This window comes from Chryseobacterium sp. LAM-KRS1, from assembly GCF_013184525.1.
Classification (GTDB): Bacteria; Bacteroidota; Bacteroidia; order Flavobacteriales; family Weeksellaceae; genus Chryseobacterium; species Chryseobacterium proteolyticum.
Genome location: NZ_JAAOIZ010000004.1, coordinates 463,845 through 481,947, shown reverse-complemented (window position 1 = coordinate 481,947; position 18,103 = coordinate 463,845). Strand labels below are relative to the sequence as shown.

The window sequence follows — 18,103 nt, the reverse complement described above, 5'->3', positions numbered from 1 at the left end:
ACTCATCACGCTATATTGGTTCTGTTTCCCTATAAAAAAACCGGTGCAGAATAAATTCTGCACCGACTCCACAATTATTGAAAAAACTAACATGAGTTATAAAGGGGCACTCATATTTTACTTTTTAATGAACTTATTTTTGTACATTTTATCTTTAGAATCTTTGGAAACAATAATATAATTACCTATAGCAAGACCGCTTACGTCAATCGGTTGATTATATGTGTGGTTCTTTTTTTGTAAAACAAGTCTTCCGGAAGCGTCAATTATAGAAACTTCTTTATACACTTTATCTGAGTCTTTTCCAATGAATATAAACTGAGTCGCAGGATTTGGATAGATACTCATTTCATTACCTTTTTTAGGATCGACTTCTCCTGTTCCAAGGTTACAAAAGTTCCAGTTTCCAAAATTCAACTTCACAAAAGATTGTAATCCCAGGAACTCGCACTGATCAGGACAGTACGCAGTACATGCATAAAAACCATACTCTCCCGACTCTGTTGCCACATAAGTATCTCCGGTTGCTCCGGAAATTATACATGGATCTCCGGAAACAGGAGGTATATTGCTTGGCGCACATTTGTACCATGTATGTACCCCATACAATACTGGAAAAATATCGTCAAATTGTACCGATGCGCCATTGCATACATTGTATTCTCCAGGCCCAATTTCTTCATAGGTTCCCGGTGTGAGTGTCGTCATCATAGCCGGAAGTGCATAGGCATATCCATCAGCCATAATTTCTGCGCTTTGTGCTGTACAATCATTAAGGGTAGCTTCTACTTTAAAATAATAAAGCATATCACTTGAACCATTAATCGTCAGAGTCTGGGAGGTAGCCCCAGAAATAGGAACCCAAGGATTAGTATTGGGGGACTGCCATGTCCACGCCTGTTTGTACCATTGATAACTACCATAAGTTTGTGTTGAAAGTACTTCTGATTCCGTGTTGCAAAACACGACTTTATTGGGAAATTGAGCTCCTAATCTAGGACTGGTAATGGTAGGTGTGAATGAACACTGCGCACTTACTTTTAAGAGATTTAAAAGTAAAAACAGTGATAAAAAAATTAGTTTTGTTTTCATAGATATTAATTTAATTTTGGTTGTTATTTTTCGGTCCTCACAAATCAATCAAGTAATACTCTTATTCCGAATTTGACATTAAAATTCAAAGGCTTCTCTTTATAGATTGTATTCAAAGCACCATCGTTTTTAAAATGATAGCCTACACCGGGCTCTGCATATATGCCTATTTTGTCAACAAGTTTTAGCTGCAGCCCTAAAGCTGTATTTAACGAAACCTGTACCGGTTGGTTTCCAAGCTTTTCTTTTGTTTCTCCATTCACTTCATTATCAACAATATATTGTGTCTTAAAGCTTCCTCCAACGGACTTTTCAGCAAGCGCTCCTGCGGTAACATAGCCCGTAAAATTCCCTTTCTGGATAACGTTGTAGTTAACCTGAACAGGAATGCCCAAATAATGTATTGTCTGCTCACTTTTTACAAAGTTCGACTGGCTTCCGGAATGAAGTTCAGAAGATAGTTTAGTATAGTTTAAACCAGTCCCTATGCCCCACTTTTTACCCAGATTATAATAAAGAGAAACGCCAAGATTCAGAGGAACTTTATGTCTTACTGTTGCTTCTACATTTTGACTCTGGTTAGCCACAAGAACTTTTACAAATGGATCTTCAGAAAAAGCAGATGCACTCCATACCTGATCAAGAGTTAACGGACCACCGCTGATTGTAGCATATCCAGGAAATTGTTGTGAGTTAGATGAGGCTTTACCTGTCAGTAAACTAAGCATCCATGACTTTTTGGTCTTCTGTTTTTTTTCTTTTAATGTATTTGCCAATGATTTGTCCTGAACACCTAAGTCTGTTTCAGAAATAAGTTTGTTAATCTCCTCTTCTCTATTAATAGGTAAAAGATTCTTCATTTCACGAATCCCGGGAATCTGATTTTGAATTAAAGGAGCATATTGTCTGTGCAGGCCAGCCAACAAATCCGTTTCTTCCTTTACCGATCTATACTGGACATTTCTTACACCACTCCTATTCCCATATGCATATACATTCGTTGAAAAAATATCCTGATCTAGGGGACTATCTTTCTTCTGCCCAAACTCCTTTAGGACATCGGACTCTTCTTTTTCGTTAAATGAGGAAATATGATTATCTGGGGTCTGAAAATTACTTTCAGCCGAACCCTTATCTTCTGACTTGGCAATTTTGGGTTTAACATTATTGTTTACCTCCCATAATTGTTTGCCCACAATAAAAAATAATGCAATCGCAGCGGCTATACCGGCAATACGATAAATGAATGCCCCTCTTTTTTTATTTGAATCTGAGTCTTCACTATCGATCGCTTTATTTGCTTCAGTAAAAAGCCCAACAATATTTTTATCCTCATCTTTATTGAATAATTCATCCTTGATGTTATCCCATAATTCATCCGGAACATCACCTTCGTGATCTTCCATCTTCCTGCGCAGATCGTTTAACCATTGATTACTCATATTGCGCTTTTATTAACATTTTATATTCTTTAACTTTCTGAACAAGCATAGCTTTAGCTCTGTGAAATTGCGACGCCGAAGAATTCTCTGCTATCCCCAACAATTCCGCAATCTGTTTATGGCTTTTATTTTCAAATACATAGAGATTAAAAACAGTCCTATAGCCTTCCGGAAGTGAACGGATCATTTCCATCATAGCCTCCTGTGGCATCTCTTCTATTTCCGGTTCCTCATCGTCCGTTATATCCGGAATATCAGAATCGTTCATCGTTACTTTAAAATCTGAATGTTGTCTGATATGTTTTAGTGATTCATTGACCACAATACGGGTAATCCAGGCTTTAAGGGATCCGCTTCCCCGATACTCAAATGAATCTATTGAGCGGAACATTTTGATAAAACTATTCTGTAGTACGTCATGAACGTCATCCTTATCAATAATATAGCGAGAGCACACATAAGAAAGATTCCCGGAATATGCTCCGAAAAGCTCCTTCCATGCAGCTTCTTCTTTTAAGAGAAGACGATTAACTAAAATCTGCTCCTTATTTGCCTCCATTGATTATGTTTCCCTGACGCCTCGTTTAATGATTGATAAATCTTAATGCAAAAATAGGTTGCAACATTGCAAAGCGCAACCTATTTTAATTTTGCATCTAACTATTACTTAATTTTTTATACAATATGGAAAATCATATTTAATCATTTCATACGGTGTCAGCACTGTTCCGTCTACCGTAATTTTTTCTGCGACCAAACCAAATTTCATTGCATAGTTCTGGCCAACATAAAATCCTTTTTCTTTCGCTGTAAATGTCACAATTGTTTTTTTCACCGCTCCATCCATTGGAATATTGAGCTCTAAAGTCTTAGGGGTAAAAGTTAATTCCACTGCATTATAATTTGCATTTACCACAGCCGTATAATTAAGGTTATATTTTACTTTTCCTATTGCCGTAAGAGCAGCTTCAGTTTTTGCAGGGTCTTTTACTACGGCTTTCACAATTTCTTTTACGGGAAGGTCTGTGAACTTTATGGTGTCTTTCTTCACAGCAAAACTTACTACCGCCTCAGCTTTATTGTTTCCCTGACTTGTTATTAGCCTTCCTTTATAATTTCCAATAACATCTTGTAATTTTACTGGTGGAATATCTGGTCCGTCATTGTTACATGAAATTAAGCTAAGTCCCATAAAACCAATCAACACAGCCATAAAAGCTTTAAGTACTATAAATTTCTTCATTTTTTAAATTTGTTGCATTAAACACTATTTTATTTATTTTGAGTACTCACTTATATAAACCCTCTTTTCTTAAAATCTTGCACAACTTTTAAAATAAAAATGAAAACGCAAAAGTAAGCAACTGATTATCAGTTAAAAAAAAATCACAATATCAATACTTTAATAGTAAACCAGTAAATTCAGGCTTCGAAATAATTACCCCTTTGCATATCTAAAATATCCTGGAATGCTTTTTTAAAAACCAATAAAATCCATACATTAGATTATCATAAAAAAATAATATGAAAGCCATTATAATCAATGAATTTGGAACAGCCGACCAACTTAAAATCGCAGAGATAGAAAAGCCGGTAATTACTTCTGATCAGGTTTTAATAAAAGTAAAAGCCGTAGGAATTAACCCTGTAGAAACAAAAATCAGAGCCGGCTCACATGTTTCATCTAAAACGCTTCAGTTTCCTGCCATTTTAGGCAAAGATTTCAGTGGGATTGTTGAGGAAGTGGGAAAGAATGTTCAAAACGTTGAGATCGGAGATGCTGTTTTTGGATTAGCTACTCAAACTTACGCCGAATATATTGCCGTCAGTCCGGATGTTTTCGTAAAAAAGCCTGAAAATATCACTTTTGAAGCAGCAGCTGCTGCTCCTTTAGCTGGTCTCACCGCTTATCAGGCTATTCATGATCATTTAAAAGTTCAGTCTGGCGAACACATTCTGGTTCAGTCCGCAGCGGGAGGAGTTGGTCATTTTGCCGTTCAGCTGGCTAAAATAGCCGGTGCTTCAGTGAGTGGTACAGCCTCCGGTAAAAATATTGAGTTCATTAAAGAGCTTGGTGTGGATCAGCCTATTGACTATAAAAATCAAAGATTTGAGGAAATCTTATCCGATCTTGATGCTGCCCTTGATACTATGGGTGGAGAAGTATTGTACGGATCAATCAATTGTGTAAAGCCCGGAGGAAAAGTCGTTTGTTTACCTTCCTATACTAAAGATGATCCTAAAGCAATTGAACTGGCACAAAAACGCAATATCAATCTGATGTGGACCATGCTTACTTTTAAAAGGGAAAGCCTGATGAAATTATCAGAACTGATCGAAAGAGGATTACTGAAGATTTTTGTTGGAGAAATCTTGCCAATGAACGAAATAGCAGAGGCACACAGAGAAATTGAGACCCATGGTACAAAAGGAAAGATAGTTGTCCGGATCTCATAACTATTATTATTCTTGTAAAACTTCTAAATAAAAATACGAAAGAGGACAAATGCCCTCTTTTTTATTTAAACCAACATTTTATACTTATTGCTTTATAATCAAAACGGATTTCGAATATGATTGTCCGGTTGGCAAATTAATGTGTCCATTAGACCCGGCTGGCGTACCTAATGTCAAATTTCCATTTATCTGAGGTCTTTGAATCATAAGACGTATCTGTGAGTTAGCATTTAAGTAGAGTGCTATTGGTGAGATACTTATGGTTGTCCCTACACCTGCAGATGCTCCTATAAATGTATTTCTTACACCCGTTAATTGATTCCAGCTTCCGCCTCCGTTTGTGGAGACTTCAAAGAATAAATTCATAGCGATGTACTGACTAACCGTTGTAAAATCATTTCTAAAACCATTAAAGCCAACAAACCCAGACACTAAATAATATCCATCTTCCAGAATGGTAAATGTAGATGTAGAAGCGTTAAATGAAGTTGCCGATTCTATTAAACTATCATTAGAAGAAAATTCAACCAATTGAGAAGAGTTAGTTGTCTGATCCAAAACCTGTTGACCGCTGGATCTGTAGTTTGTTAATATAGTACTTGATCCTCCTGCTTTAGCTTTGACGATTTTTCCGGTTGAGTTATTAACTAACACATGTGTAAATTGCCGGGACGCATTTTCTTCTTGTAAATTCTCTAAATAAAGCACATCATTTGTACTGGCATCACCAACGATGTGCAGTTTTCCGCTCGGGTCTACTTTATTTATTCCAACATTTCCGTTATCCAGTACCGTTACCAGTTCATTCGAAGAAGAATTATTGATTTTCAAAGCTTTACCAGATGCAGTATTTCCTTTACTTATAACATCTAAGGTAGCCGGCGGCGTGCTTGTATTAATACCAACCTGTGCATTTAAATTCATAAAAGAAACAGATAATAGTACAGTAAGGGTAATTTTTTTTCTCATCATAAATAATTTTTTTCTATATTTCATCAAAAAACATACCATTTTACAAATATTAATATCATAATTTATTATCTTTTTTTTTATTCCTCCAAATATATATTAACAATTATTATATAAAATAACCTAATTTGAGGTCTATTTTTAATTATTTAATACATTTGTTAAAACATCAATAGAATGAACTTTAAACAGATCAATTTACACCTTGAGGCATATAAGGAACACGATCAGATATTAGAAGCGGCCAATTATCTGATTCGCACTTTTAACCTGGAACATGAGAACTTTGCCGGTTTTGGATTCAGGGAGGAACTCTCCCCTAATTCCATGCTACTGACTGCCGAAGGACAATTGGGCCAACCTCAAAAGGTAATGATCCCCAGAAATTTATTCGATTTTGATTTGAATCTTGTTCTGAATATGCTGGCGCATGAAATGCTTCATGTAAGGCAGAAAGCTCCTGGTCATTTTATTGTAGATAAAAATGAAAGGGAATTTCAGGCATATTCGGAAATGCTTTTTCATCGGATTTTTCCGCAAATTCCTGAAGTTTCGGATTTTCATAAAAAGTTTTTTGGGAATAAAGCTTTGGAATACTACAGAAGGATGGGTACAGATTCACAATTACAAAAAAATTATGCAGACCAGAAATCAGAAGTTGAACAATTAATAAACCAATTATCATGATAATAAAACCGGATATCTCCTGGACAGATTTTGAAAAAATAGATATACGATGTGGAACCATTATTTCCGTCAATGATTTTGAAAAGGCAAGAAATCCCTCTTACCAGTTGGAAATTGATTTTGGCCCCCTCGGTATTAAAAAATCTTCAGCTCAGATCACAGCATTATATCAAAAAGATGATCTGATCGGAAAACAGATTTTAGCCGTTGTGAATTTTCCAAGAAAACAGATCGCCAATTTTTTTAGCGAATGCCTGGTATTAGGCGTTTACGGAGAGGACAAAAGCGAAGTTACAATTTTAACACCTTCACTTCCCGTAACAAACGGAATGCAGGTGGGATAAAACAAAAATATTTATGATACAGCACATTCCTTTAGAAAAGATCTTATTTCTTGATATTGAAACAGTTCCGAATGCAGGATCATGGGACGACTTATCCGAAACAGACCAGAAGCTCTGGGATAAAAAGACCAAATTTCAACGCAAAGATGATATTTCTGCCGAAGAGTTTTATTCTGAACGAGCAGGAATAATGGCTGAATTTGGGAAAATCATCTGTATTACCATAGGAATGGTAGAAAAGAATGACACCTTAAAGATAAAAAGCTTTGCTCATCATGATGAAAAAAAGCTCCTTACCGAGTTTGGAGAAATATTCAACAGTCCAAGGCTACGGGATGTAATTTTATGTGCACACAATGGAAAAGAGTTTGATTTTCCCTGGATTGCACGTCGCTTTCTGATCAACGGAATGCAACCTCCGGTTCCTTTTCAGATGTTTGGGAAAAAACCTTGGGAAATCCCTCACATCGACACGATGGACCTTTGGAAGTTCGGAGATTATAAAACCTTTATTTCCCTTGAATTATTAGCGCATGTTTTTGGAATTCCAACGCCTAAGGACGATATTGACGGCTCAATGGTTTCATCAATCTACTACATAGAGAAAGACTTGCAAAGAATAGTTGACTATTGTGAAAAAGATGTCTTAACTTTGGCAAATGTTTTTCGCCGCATGCGGCAGGAAGATTTGTTGAAAAGAAATATCAATCAAGATTAAAAAATGAAATTTACAGACGATCAAATTGCTGATATAGGAGAAGAAATTATAAGAGTACTTAAGTCCGTATACGATCCTGAAATCCCTGTGGATATTTATGAATTGGGACTTGTGTATGATGTACAGATTTCTGAGGATGGCGATGTTAAGATTATCATGACTCTTACAACTCCAAACTGCCCGGTTGCAGAAACATTACCACAAGAGGTAAAGGACAAGGTTCAGAGTGTAGAAGGAGTAAACAGTGTTGATTTAGAACTTACTTTTGAGCCAAGCTGGAATAAAGATATGATGAGCGAGGAAGCCAAATTCGAACTAGGAATGCTTTAAAAATCAGAATAGAAGATAAAAAAACCGCAGGAATTCCTGCGGTTTTATTTTTCAGTCTCTGTTGCTATATTTTTTCCTTCTCTTCTGCTCCATTCGCTCCATGAACCTACATACAGATTAGGGATTGGTAAGCCCGCATACTCCAAAGCTAATATAGTATGACATGCCGTGACCCCGGAACCACAGTGAACGATCAGGTTTTGAGATTTGTCTTTTAATAATTTTAAATATTTTTCTTTTAAAACTTCTGGTTTAAGGAAATTACCGTTTTCATCAAGATTTTCAGAAAAAGGAATATTAATTGCTCCGGGAATATGTCCTGCTATCAGATCAATCGGTTCAGATTCTCCATTATAACGGTAAGCATCCCGTACATCAATTACTGTTGAAGAGCTATTTATTAATTCATTTTCAACATCTTCCAGGCTTGATGTTGGCAGAAGCCATCTTTGATTTTTCATCGGTGCAGTTTTTTCATAAACCTCCTCTCCTGATGCACATTCCACACCTTCTCTTTCAGCCGCCTGGAATCCACCATCTAAAACCTGAACCTCTTTAAGTCCAAAAGAACGTAACATCCACCATGCTCTTGCAGCCGCATTGGCACCATTTTTATCATCATAGATAACAACATGGCTATCCTCAGAAATCCCCAGGGCAGCCAATGTTCTACCAAATTCTTCAATCCCGGGTAAAGGATGCCTTCCTCCAAAAGCTGCATCTTCTCCGATTTCAGCAAGATCTGTATCTAGATTGATGAATCGCGCTCCCTTAATATGCTTTTCCAAATAACTCTGGTATATATCTTTACCTACTCGTGCATCAAGGATGATTAGATTTTGAGTTTCTAAATTTTTTAATTGTGAAGCTGAAATAATCGGGGACATACAATTCTTTTGTTAATTAGGTTCTGGTTAAAGCCGAATGATATATTAATTCAAAAACGGGCTAAAGCCCGCCTACTGATTGATTTTATATTTTAAAAATGAAAAATATCTTTTGCTTTATTATATGAGCTCTCGAAGTTTAAAAGATTAAGATTATGGTCTATTTTTTCTACACTCATAAAGTTGATTACCTGTTCGGTAGGCATATTACCAACCAGATCATCTTCCGCCATAGGACATCCTCCAATTCCTTTAATAGCGCTATCAAATCTTCTGCATCCCTGATCATAAGCCGCCTTTAATTTTGAATAAGAATCTTCATATCGGTTATGAAAATGTCCTCCAAAATTAATTTCAGGATGTTTTACGGGTATTTTTTCGAATAAAAGGGCAATTTTTTCGGGAGTTGCAACACCTGTTGTATCGGACAACAAAATATTTTCAATTCCGATCTCCGAAAATCTTTGAGCCCAAAACTCTACATCTTCCAATTTCCACATTTCTCCGTATGGATTTCCGAAAGCCATGGAAAAGTAAATATTCAGTTCCTTATTCTCTGATTTTACAAGCTCCTGCATTTTAATGATCTCATTAAAAGCTTCTTCCTGGTTTTTGTTGGTATTCCTGTGTTGAAAAGTTTCAGATATTGAAAAAGGAAACCCAAGAATATCTACAGACGGATGCTTTAGTGCTTTTTCAGCTCCTCTGTAATTTCCTATAATGGCAGAAATCTTCGTGTTTGATAAAGATTTGTCTATATTTTCAGCAACCTCATCAGAGTCAGCCATTTGCGGAATAGCTTTTGGAGAGACAAAACTGAGGCTATCCAACACATCAAATCCCACTTCCATCAGAGAGTTGATGTAATCAATTTTTTTATTTGTGGGAATAAATTCCCCCCAGCCTTGCATGGCATCCCTAGGACATTCGGTAAGAAACATTTTCACTTTAGATTTTCTCAAATATAATAAAACTTAACAAGTTTATCTACGATCAATACAAAGCTAACATAATTTTGATTTTCAATTATTTATATATGATTCAAAATTTCAATAACTGATATTCAGCCGCAAATAATGTATTCTGAGCAGCAAATTTGCTAACTTTGTTGAAATTTATATCGTCTAATGAGTACTATAGAATTCAACCAATTATGGAGAGAGAAGTTATTGAACCGTTTTCTTAACTATGTAAAAATATATTCAACAAGTGATGCAGAGAGTGAAGCAACTCCTTCTACTCCGCAGCAATGGGACATCGCTAATTATATTGTTGAGGAATTAAAAACAATCGGTCTGGAGAATGTTTCTATTGATGACAATGGTTATATTATGGGTTATGTTCCATCTAATCTTGAGAATAATGACCAACCCACCATTGGATTCATTTCACATTATGATACTTCACCTGACTTCAGTGGTGAAAATGTAAATCCTCAGGTTTGGGATAACTATGACGGAGGGGACCTGCTTCTTAATAAGGCAACCGGATTCACTCTTTCCTCTTCAAAATTTGAAAGTTTAAAAAAATATATTGGACAAACGTTGATCACAACAGACGGGAATACCCTTCTTGGAGCTGATGACAAAGCCGGATGTGCAGAAATTGTTACGGCTGCTGAATACCTTATTGCTCATCCGGAGATCAAGCACGGAAGAATTGCGATTGGTTTTACACCTGATGAAGAGATCGGAAGAGGTGCTCACAAGTTTGATGTAGCAAAATTCGGGGCAGAATGGGCTTATACAATGGACGGAGGTGAAGTTGGGGAGTTAGAATATGAAAATTTTAACGCTGCCGGAGCTGTTGTAAAAATCCATGGGTTAAGCGTACACCCTGGCTATGCTTACGGAAAAATGATCAATGCATGTCTTTTAGCTGCTGAGTTTGCACAATCTCTTCCAGCGAATGAAACACCATCTACAACTAAAGGATTTGACGGGTTTTATCACCTGATGGACATTACTGCTGATATTTCTGAGGCCAAGCTTCAATATATAATCCGTGATCATGATGATGAAAAATTTGAAGCACGAAAAAAATTCATTGAACAAAAAGTTGCAGAATTTAATGAAAAACACGGGGAAAGAACTGCAGAAATAGAAATTAAGGAACAGTATCGCAATATGAAGCAGCAATTCGAAGGTAAAATGCACATCATTGATCTTGCAGCCAAAGCAATGAGGGAAGCTGATATTGAGCCTAAGATAAAAGCGATCAGAGGAGGTACAGATGGGGCACAATTATCTTATATGGGACTTCCTTGCCCAAATATCTTCGCTGGTGGAATCAATTTTCATGGCCCTTATGAATATGTTGCATTAGAAAGCATGGAAAAAGCTACTGAAGTTATAATCAATATTGTAAAGAAGTAATAAAGCATTTGATTTAAATATTAAATATAAGCCTCTGTTGGAACAGAGGCTTTTTTATTTCCAAATACAATCATCTCATTAACAAATTATTACATGCATAACGGTTTTCCTATTTTCTACTTCTCTTGGCAGTGATTAAATAAAATTAATCTGTAACTTAGAAGAACTAAAAATCTTTCGCTTATGAAAAACAACTTTAACAATTTCAGAAATTATAGAAGATTTTTTAACCTTATAATTCTTTCTATATTCACAGCAGCAATTCTAATTTCTTGTTCACAGGACAATTTGAACGAGGACCCGGTAGTATCTCAAACAGAATCCGGTAGCTTCAAAACTCTGGGAAATCTTACTTTACAGAAAAATGTCATTATCCTTGATGATGAATCCGTATCAGCAATTTCCAAACTGGATAATCAGAATATTACCTTTAGTAAAGCAACCGATCAAACTGATGACATTAAGGCAGGAAGCGTTTTGGTTGGAACAAAAATAGAAGGAGATCAGGTAAAGACAATCCTTTCTAAAGTACAATCTGTAACTAAAACAAACAACCAGTATTTTGTACAGACATCAAGCGCTAAACTTGAGGAATTTATATACAGTGGAACGTTAAGCGGTGTTTATGATCCCTCAGGTAAAGCTCCCATCAGCGTTAATGGAAAGATGGTGAACTATGTTCCGGTAGAAGGCCTTATCTCTCAGGAAGTAAATAATAAAATCATCAATATTGAAGCTAAAAACCTAAGTGATCAGAAGCTGGTTACTTTCAATCGTTTTAACTTTAATAGGACTTTTCCTATCAATCAACAGGTTGGTCCGGTAGGGTTAGCTTCAAGCGTAAACGTAAAAGGCGGAGTAACTCCTAAAATTGATTACAATATTACATTTTCATGGGGACATCTGACCAACTTTTCTGTAAACTTTATCATGGATGATATTGTTTTACAGTCCACTGCGGATATCCAGGCATCAGTAGGATACACGGTAAGTACTACAGATTTTATAAGTATTCCTATTGCACCTATTGTATTAGGTCCAACAGGGCTTGTATTGAGTCCGACAATATCTGCGGGCCCTTTTCTTGGAATCGGGGCAACCGGCAAAGCGAAAGTCAACCTTCTTGACGTAGGAGGAACAGCTAATTTCCTTGTTTCAAAAAATCCCGCGCTAAACATCAGCCTGGAAAAAAGATCTGATTTCAGTATCACTTCTCTCGAAGGCACTTTATCTGCGGAAGTAGGTCTGGAAGCAAAAGGCGCTGTTGGTCTACAGTTTCTAACGGTTCCTATTGCCAATTCAGGACTAAGAGGCAGAGCCTCAACTATTGCTTCTTTAGGTGTACAGCTAATTCCACAAAGGAAAGGGATTATTGATCTAAAGGCAAAAATCCAGGCAGATATGTTCTATGGGTTTGGAGTCTTCCCGTTAAGATATGAAGGAACCATTCCTCTTTTCCAAAGAGAATATCCTCTATATCACAAAGAGATCGAATTTTAATATATTATCACTTAAATAAAAGAGAAGCCACGACAATTGTTGTGGCTTCTTGCCTTTAGATTATAAATACTGTCATTTAGCTTGTAAGTATTTTATACACAAATAATTCTATTTCAAATTAAATTTATTTTTTTAATATATTTATTATTACAAAAAATCAAATTACATTATGAAAAAACTAGTAAGAAAAGATCTGCTAACAATTCTCGGTAGTGGAGGAAATGGCTGCCACAACAGCGGAGATTCTGCGTATTGCTGGACAGATTGTGAATGCACTTATGGTAAGGCATGTGAAATGCAGGACGATGGTAACCCTGGAACCTGTGTAAGCGTTGGCAGTCCTGGTGGTGGAAACCCCGGAAGCGGAGGCTGCCCCCCGGGAATGATTTGTGAAGAAGAACCATTTTAGTAATAGTCAATCGGAAAAGTATTTTTCCGATTTTTTATTTGCGCCATTCATCGGATAAACCAATTAAAGAGAACTGAATTACATCCTTTTATAAAAATATATGCACTTCTTATCTTAAATTTCATTTTCAAAGATTCTAAAGCTGTATTGCCACGGGTTCTAGTTCTATCTACATCATAAATTCAGCAATAATTTCTTTACAAATCCAAATAAACAAAAAATTACTTTCACAAAACCAATTAAAAAACATGATATAAATCATGTTTTTAATAAAAGTCAGATGCTTTGTAAACAATAAAAGCTTTTGTAGTTTATTTTTTTGATTAATTAAACAAAAACAACACATACAAAATACTAAATATCAACGAAATAAGTAATTTTTTACACTTATTAAGCTGAAAAATATTTTATATTTTCGCGCTGGAAAAAAAATTTTTATAAAAAAAGGAGAAAGATTTATTTGTTCCCACAATTGCCTCAAATTACTTGTTCTTTTTAGCATCGTTGATCAGCACTAAACTTAGTTAAGATGCTCATTTTTAATGCAAAATTGGCATTTACAGCAAAAAAAAAGAAGTAAAAAATATCCATCTCCTGTTATTTAAAAATGTAAAGAAAAAGATGAATACAATTCATCTTAATAATATTATATAATCAATAAAAACACAAGCAATGACTAAATTAAAAAACAAACTACGGTTGTTGGCGACAACATTCTTTTTCACTAGCATAACATATGCTCAGGTTGGAATAAATACCACCTCCCCACAAGGTATTCTGCACTTACAAAACATACCGAGCAAACAAATGGGATTGGTAATGCCAAGAGTAGACTCTATAGACGTTGCAGTAAGCAACAGCAATACGACTCCGGTAGAAGCTACTGTTGTTTATGACAATAATAAACGATGCCTTAGGTTAAAAACAACAAGTGACACACAGGAATGGACTTCTTGTCTTATAGATGAAACAGAAGTTGAAAATTTAATCCAAACAGAAATAACCTACAATGGTAATAAGCCTGCCAGAGCCAGTAAGGTAGCGGCTGCAGACCTATATGCAGCAACTTATCTAGATCCTTATAAAAATAATTATGTCTATGGTATGGGACTCCAGTCTTCCAATCAATTGGGAGCTTTAACAGATGGATCAAAATATCCATCCCTTGTTTTGGGACGATCTTGTAAGGAACTTACTATGGGACGATATAATGGAATGGCTATTACTACGGGTGGAGAACTCTGGGTATGGGGTCAAAATACCTATGGAAAAAACGGAACCGGAAACACCAACACCGTAGCCTCACCCCGACAAGTTGCACTTCCCGGAGGGATTAAAGCTAAAAAGGCAAGAACTGGACAATACAATTCTCTTGTTTTAGGGGAGGACAATCAGCTCTATGTAACAGGATATAATGGATATGGTGTTTTAGGAGACGGAACAACAAGCGGTCAAGCCAATACCTTTACAAAAATTAACTTCTTCAATGGAATGGAAGTTATAGACATGGACGTATTTATCTATGGAGCCATTGCAGTAACCAGTGATGGAAATGTTTACACGTGGGGGCTTAATAGTACGACGTACAGAAGATTAGGTCTTCCAACCAATGTAGGCACCGCTTCTACCCCTACCCTCCTTAATCCTCAATTTACTTTGAATTCAGGAGAGAAAGTAGTGAAAGTACAAGTTGACGATTACTCTAATTATGGCGGAGGATTTATTACAGACCAGGGTAGATTCTTTGCTTTTGGATATATGTTCTATTTTGGAGGAGGAAATGTATATTCTGGTCCGACAAATTTAACTCCCAATCTTCAATCCGGAGAACGCTTTACAGAATTCTCAATGAATAATGGGGTGGCTTTCATCACCAACCAAAACAATATCTATGGGGTTGGCTTCAATACCAACGGCCGTTTTGGAACAGGAAATACTACTAATTTAGACAACATTACCAACATTACTCCGGCACACCTGAATGGTTTTGAATATAGCGGAGTGACCTTAGGATACAACAACATGTATCTTCCGGCTTCTAATAAACGAAATGTACTGTATGGAGCAGGGCAAGGTGCTTACAGACAATTAGGAAGACTTAACGAGTCTGGATCAAATATTTTGGTTCCTGTATATGAAGATAAGTAAATTGATTACGATACTCATTTAACTGATATTAGTTATTTAAAGGCTGCTTTAAACTAAGGCAGTCTTTTTTATGCACAAAGAATAGCCTTTGTTATTGCCTAGCACCTTTAGACAAAGGTACAATCAGGATACTTTATCAATGATTACATGAAATACCTGTTAACAGAGATGGGCCCAACTTAATACAAAAGCTCCCTTTTATCAAAACACCTATGCTCTTCATCAAATAAAATTTCATTTTCATGCTCACTGCTGTTGTTTTGCACCAGATTTAATACTATTTATTATTATGAAACAACGTTTTTTAGCAGTAAGCTCTTTATTGCTTTGCATTACCTGCTCAGTAGAAGCCAACGCACAACAAACACCAATCGTTCATATTGGAGTTAAAGCCGGTACAAATTTCACTAAAACATCTTCTGCCTCTTCTGACCTGAGCGGAAAATATGGAATGGGATATCAGGCGGGTCTTATGGCAAGAGTAGACTTTAACCGGATATACCTTCAGGGAGAAGCTATATTCAACAAAAGAAAAACATCATATGACTTAAAAGATGGAAGTTCTTCGCAATTGAAATGGAATTCAATCGATATCCCTGTTGTAGCAGGTTATAAGATCGTAAGTTCCAAAGATTTTAATGTCCGAGCTTTTGCCGGAGGAGTTTACAGTTATGGATTTAATGATAATATTTCTACCTCAAAAGCACTGCGCGAAGGTTTAAAAAAATTCGATAAATCCAATATTGGTATTACCGGTGGAATTGGTGTGGATTATAAAAACTTCACCGTTGATCTGAGGTACGAAACAGGACTCACCAGCATCAGCAAAGAATTTAAATCCAAACCTCACAGCTTCTCGCTTGGTATCGGATACTTCCTGTTCTAAAAACTTAAATTATCTTTACCATTAGAAACTGCATTTCCTGCAGTTTCTAATTTTTTACCCTATCAAAATATGCTTAAATCTTTTATCGTAAGAAAACATCTATTTGTTATTGGTTTCTGGCTGATTTTCGGGATAACCATGTGGATTAATTTCCAGGCAGATTCCGGCAGATACAATTCACTTATCCAGACGTTAGCCATTGTAATAAGCTCCTTTATTTTTACTCAGTTTTTAACAAAAAAATTACTCCCACAAGCCTTAAAAGAGAGGAAAATGAAAAAATTCCTACTCCAGGCAACGATTATGATTCTTTTACTGAGCTTTATTTACTCTTTTGTTTTTGCTTATATAGAAGTAGATTCCAGAACACCCCTAGCTCCTGGTTTTAAAAGTCACCTCCCTATTTTATGGAAAGGATTTTATTTAGCTCTTCCTGCATCCTTTCTTATTAATGGAACAGCATGCGGAATAACATTTTATCAGGAACACGGAAAAATTGAAAGGGATCACATTCTTTTGCAACAAGCCCATCTGGAAAATCAGCTTAAGCTATTACAGGACCAGATAAATCCCCATTTGGTTTTCAATATTCTCAATCATATTCATATCCTGATGAAAACCAATACTGAGCTTGCTTCATTTTTGTTGCTAAAGTTTTCAGATATCCTGAGGTATCAGCTTTATCACTGTAATCAGAATCAGGTCCTGCTTAAAAAAGATGTTGAATACCTACAAAATCTTGTAGAAGTTGAAAAATTGCGTTGGGGAAATGAACTGGATGTAAAAGCAACCTGGGAACTTTCCACCGATAAAGCGACTATTGCTCCGCTTCTTCTCGTTCCTTTTATTGAAAATGCCTTTAAATATGTTTGCCGCTTGCCGGGGCATAAAGGTTATATTTTAATTTCATGTAAGGAAGAAGATAACCAGCTTTCTTTTTATGTGGAAAATTCCTACTCCAGTATGACTGTTCATAAAAGTAAAGATGGTGCTCATGGAATAGGGCTTAATAATGTACAGAAAAGGCTTGACCTTCAGTACCCGGATTCATACTCTCTCAACGTAGAGTCTGATAATCATGTTTACAAAATTTCTTTAATCCTAAATCTCTCTCAGGAAAATGTCAAACAATAATATTCCCAAAATGAAATGTCTGATTATAGATGACGAACCCCTGGCAAGATTCTATCTAAAAGACATGGCGGATCAAATTGATTTTTTGGAAGTGGTGGATACCTGTGCTACCGCATTAGAGGCTAATAACAAAATACAAGAGAATCAAATTGATCTCATCTTTCTGGATATTAATATGCCTTATCTTACAGGCCTTGATTTTTTGGAACAACTGGAGAATCCGCCCTTATGTATTTTCACAACTGCTTACTCAGAATATGCCTTAGAGGGCTACAGACTACAGATTGTAGATTACCTTTTAAAACCTATAGCGTTTAATCGTTTTTACCAGGCAGTAAATAAGGCACAGCAGCAATTCATCTTATTTGAAAGATCCAAAAGAAATATTTCTCTGGATGATCCTTACTTATATGTACGTCAATCCGACACCTTTATTAAGGTTTCCTGGGTAGATATTTTATATATTGAAAGCATGCAGAACTACACCAAACTGCATTTTAAAGATAAAACACTTGTCATTCATCAGACAATGAAAGCTATCGAGGAGTCCTTATCCCCTGAGCATTTTTTTAGAATCCATAAATCATTTCTCATCAATATCACTCATATTGAAATGATTGCAGGAGGCAGGCTTTATATTAATAAAACAGAGCTTCCTATTTCGAGAACCCGTAAAGAAGAATTGCTTAACCAGGTAGTCTATAAGAAGCTCATAAGTAAATAAA

General features: G+C 36.0%; 19 protein-coding genes. 12 read left to right on the top strand and 7 right to left on the bottom strand.

Going from position 1 to position 18,103, the window contains the following annotated elements; genetic code table 11:
• Positions 1-117: 117 nt before the first annotated feature.
• The 4 genes from G9C87_RS13320 to G9C87_RS13305 all read right to left on the bottom strand — a co-directional run bounded on the left by G9C87_RS13320 (position 118) and on the right by G9C87_RS13305 (position 3,777).
• Positions 118-1,092 (bottom strand): T9SS type A sorting domain-containing protein, encoded by a 975-nt coding sequence (locus G9C87_RS13320; RefSeq protein WP_172281908.1) that lies wholly within the window; start codon positions 1,090-1,092, stop codon positions 118-120.
• Between the two features lie 44 nt (positions 1,093-1,136).
• Complete coding sequence (locus G9C87_RS13315) at positions 1,137-2,534, bottom strand: outer membrane beta-barrel protein (RefSeq protein ID WP_172281906.1); 1,398 nt, start codon at positions 2,532-2,534, stop codon at positions 1,137-1,139.
• Positions 2,527-3,093, bottom strand: a complete 567-nt coding sequence (locus G9C87_RS13310; RefSeq protein WP_172281904.1) for an RNA polymerase sigma factor — start codon at positions 3,091-3,093, stop codon at positions 2,527-2,529. Before G9C87_RS13310 ends, G9C87_RS13315 begins: the two co-directional genes overlap by 8 nt.
• Positions 3,094-3,201: 108 nt before the next feature.
• Positions 3,202-3,777, bottom strand: coding sequence for a DUF4840 domain-containing protein (locus G9C87_RS13305; RefSeq protein ID WP_172281902.1), 576 nt, complete (start codon positions 3,775-3,777; stop codon positions 3,202-3,204).
• Positions 3,778-4,058: 281 nt separating this feature from the next.
• Between G9C87_RS13305 and G9C87_RS13300 the strand changes: the two genes are divergently transcribed.
• The gene (locus G9C87_RS13300) at positions 4,059-4,991 is read left to right on the top strand and encodes an NADP-dependent oxidoreductase (RefSeq protein WP_172281900.1); all 933 of its coding nucleotides are present in this window, start codon (positions 4,059-4,061) and stop codon (positions 4,989-4,991) included.
• 84 nt (positions 4,992-5,075) lie between these two features.
• Here G9C87_RS13300 and G9C87_RS13295 read toward each other — a convergent pair whose 3' ends face one another.
• A complete protein-coding gene (locus G9C87_RS13295; protein ID WP_172281898.1) occupies positions 5,076-5,963 on the bottom strand; it encodes a hypothetical protein in 888 nt (295 codons plus the stop codon).
• Positions 5,964-6,137: 174 nt separating this feature from the next.
• Here G9C87_RS13295 and G9C87_RS13290 point away from each other — a divergent pair, with 174 nt between their 5' ends.
• The 4 genes from G9C87_RS13290 to G9C87_RS13275 are packed head-to-tail and all read left to right on the top strand — an operon-like array spanning position 6,138 to position 8,039.
• Entirely contained in the window at positions 6,138-6,647 is a 510-nt protein-coding gene (locus G9C87_RS13290; RefSeq protein WP_172281897.1) for a hypothetical protein, read from the top strand.
• The gene (locus G9C87_RS13285; RefSeq protein ID WP_172281895.1) at positions 6,644-6,991 is read left to right on the top strand and encodes a tRNA-binding protein; all 348 of its coding nucleotides are present in this window, start codon (positions 6,644-6,646) and stop codon (positions 6,989-6,991) included. The genes G9C87_RS13290 and G9C87_RS13285 overlap by 4 nt, the downstream gene beginning before the upstream one ends.
• 13 nt (positions 6,992-7,004) lie before the next feature.
• Complete coding sequence (locus G9C87_RS13280) at positions 7,005-7,709, top strand: 3'-5' exonuclease (RefSeq protein WP_172281893.1); 705 nt, start codon at positions 7,005-7,007, stop codon at positions 7,707-7,709.
• Positions 7,710-7,712: 3 nt separating this feature from the next.
• Positions 7,713-8,039, top strand: a complete 327-nt coding sequence (locus G9C87_RS13275; RefSeq protein ID WP_089028448.1) for an SUF system Fe-S cluster assembly protein — start codon at positions 7,713-7,715, stop codon at positions 8,037-8,039.
• Positions 8,040-8,083: 44 nt separating this feature from the next.
• Here G9C87_RS13275 and G9C87_RS13270 read toward each other — a convergent pair whose 3' ends face one another.
• Together G9C87_RS13270 and G9C87_RS13265 are read right to left on the bottom strand one after the other, a co-directional pair.
• Positions 8,084-8,926, bottom strand: a complete 843-nt coding sequence (locus tag G9C87_RS13270) for a sulfurtransferase (RefSeq protein ID WP_172281891.1) — start codon at positions 8,924-8,926, stop codon at positions 8,084-8,086.
• A 92-nt stretch (positions 8,927-9,018) separates the two neighbouring features.
• The gene (locus G9C87_RS13265) at positions 9,019-9,867 is read right to left on the bottom strand and encodes a hydroxymethylglutaryl-CoA lyase (protein WP_172281889.1); all 849 of its coding nucleotides are present in this window, start codon (positions 9,865-9,867) and stop codon (positions 9,019-9,021) included.
• 186 nt (positions 9,868-10,053) lie between these two features.
• On the opposite strand from G9C87_RS13265, the gene pepT reads away from it, so the two are divergent.
• From pepT to G9C87_RS13230, 7 genes are all read left to right on the top strand, one after another.
• On the top strand, positions 10,054-11,301 hold the full coding sequence (gene pepT, locus G9C87_RS13260) for a peptidase T (RefSeq protein WP_172281888.1): 1,248 nt from the start codon (positions 10,054-10,056) through the stop codon (positions 11,299-11,301).
• A 183-nt stretch (positions 11,302-11,484) separates the two neighbouring features.
• A complete protein-coding gene (locus G9C87_RS13255) occupies positions 11,485-12,801 on the top strand; it encodes a hypothetical protein (protein ID WP_172281886.1) in 1,317 nt (438 codons plus the stop codon).
• A 169-nt stretch (positions 12,802-12,970) separates the two neighbouring features.
• On the top strand, positions 12,971-13,210 hold the full coding sequence (locus G9C87_RS13250) for a hypothetical protein (protein ID WP_172281883.1): 240 nt from the start codon (positions 12,971-12,973) through the stop codon (positions 13,208-13,210).
• Positions 13,211-13,882: 672 nt separating this feature from the next.
• Entirely contained in the window at positions 13,883-15,358 is a 1,476-nt protein-coding gene (locus G9C87_RS13245; protein WP_172281881.1) for an RCC1 domain-containing protein, read from the top strand.
• 289 nt (positions 15,359-15,647) lie between these two features.
• Entirely contained in the window at positions 15,648-16,244 is a 597-nt protein-coding gene (locus G9C87_RS13240; RefSeq protein WP_172281878.1) for a porin family protein, read from the top strand.
• A gap of 69 nt (positions 16,245-16,313) precedes the next feature.
• Entirely contained in the window at positions 16,314-17,378 is a 1,065-nt protein-coding gene (locus tag G9C87_RS13235) for a sensor histidine kinase (RefSeq protein ID WP_172281876.1), read from the top strand.
• Positions 17,365-18,102 (top strand): LytR/AlgR family response regulator transcription factor, encoded by a 738-nt coding sequence (locus G9C87_RS13230; protein ID WP_172281874.1) that lies wholly within the window; start codon positions 17,365-17,367, stop codon positions 18,100-18,102. Before G9C87_RS13235 ends, G9C87_RS13230 begins: the two co-directional genes overlap by 14 nt.
• The last annotated feature ends 1 nt before the right edge of the window (position 18,103 follow it).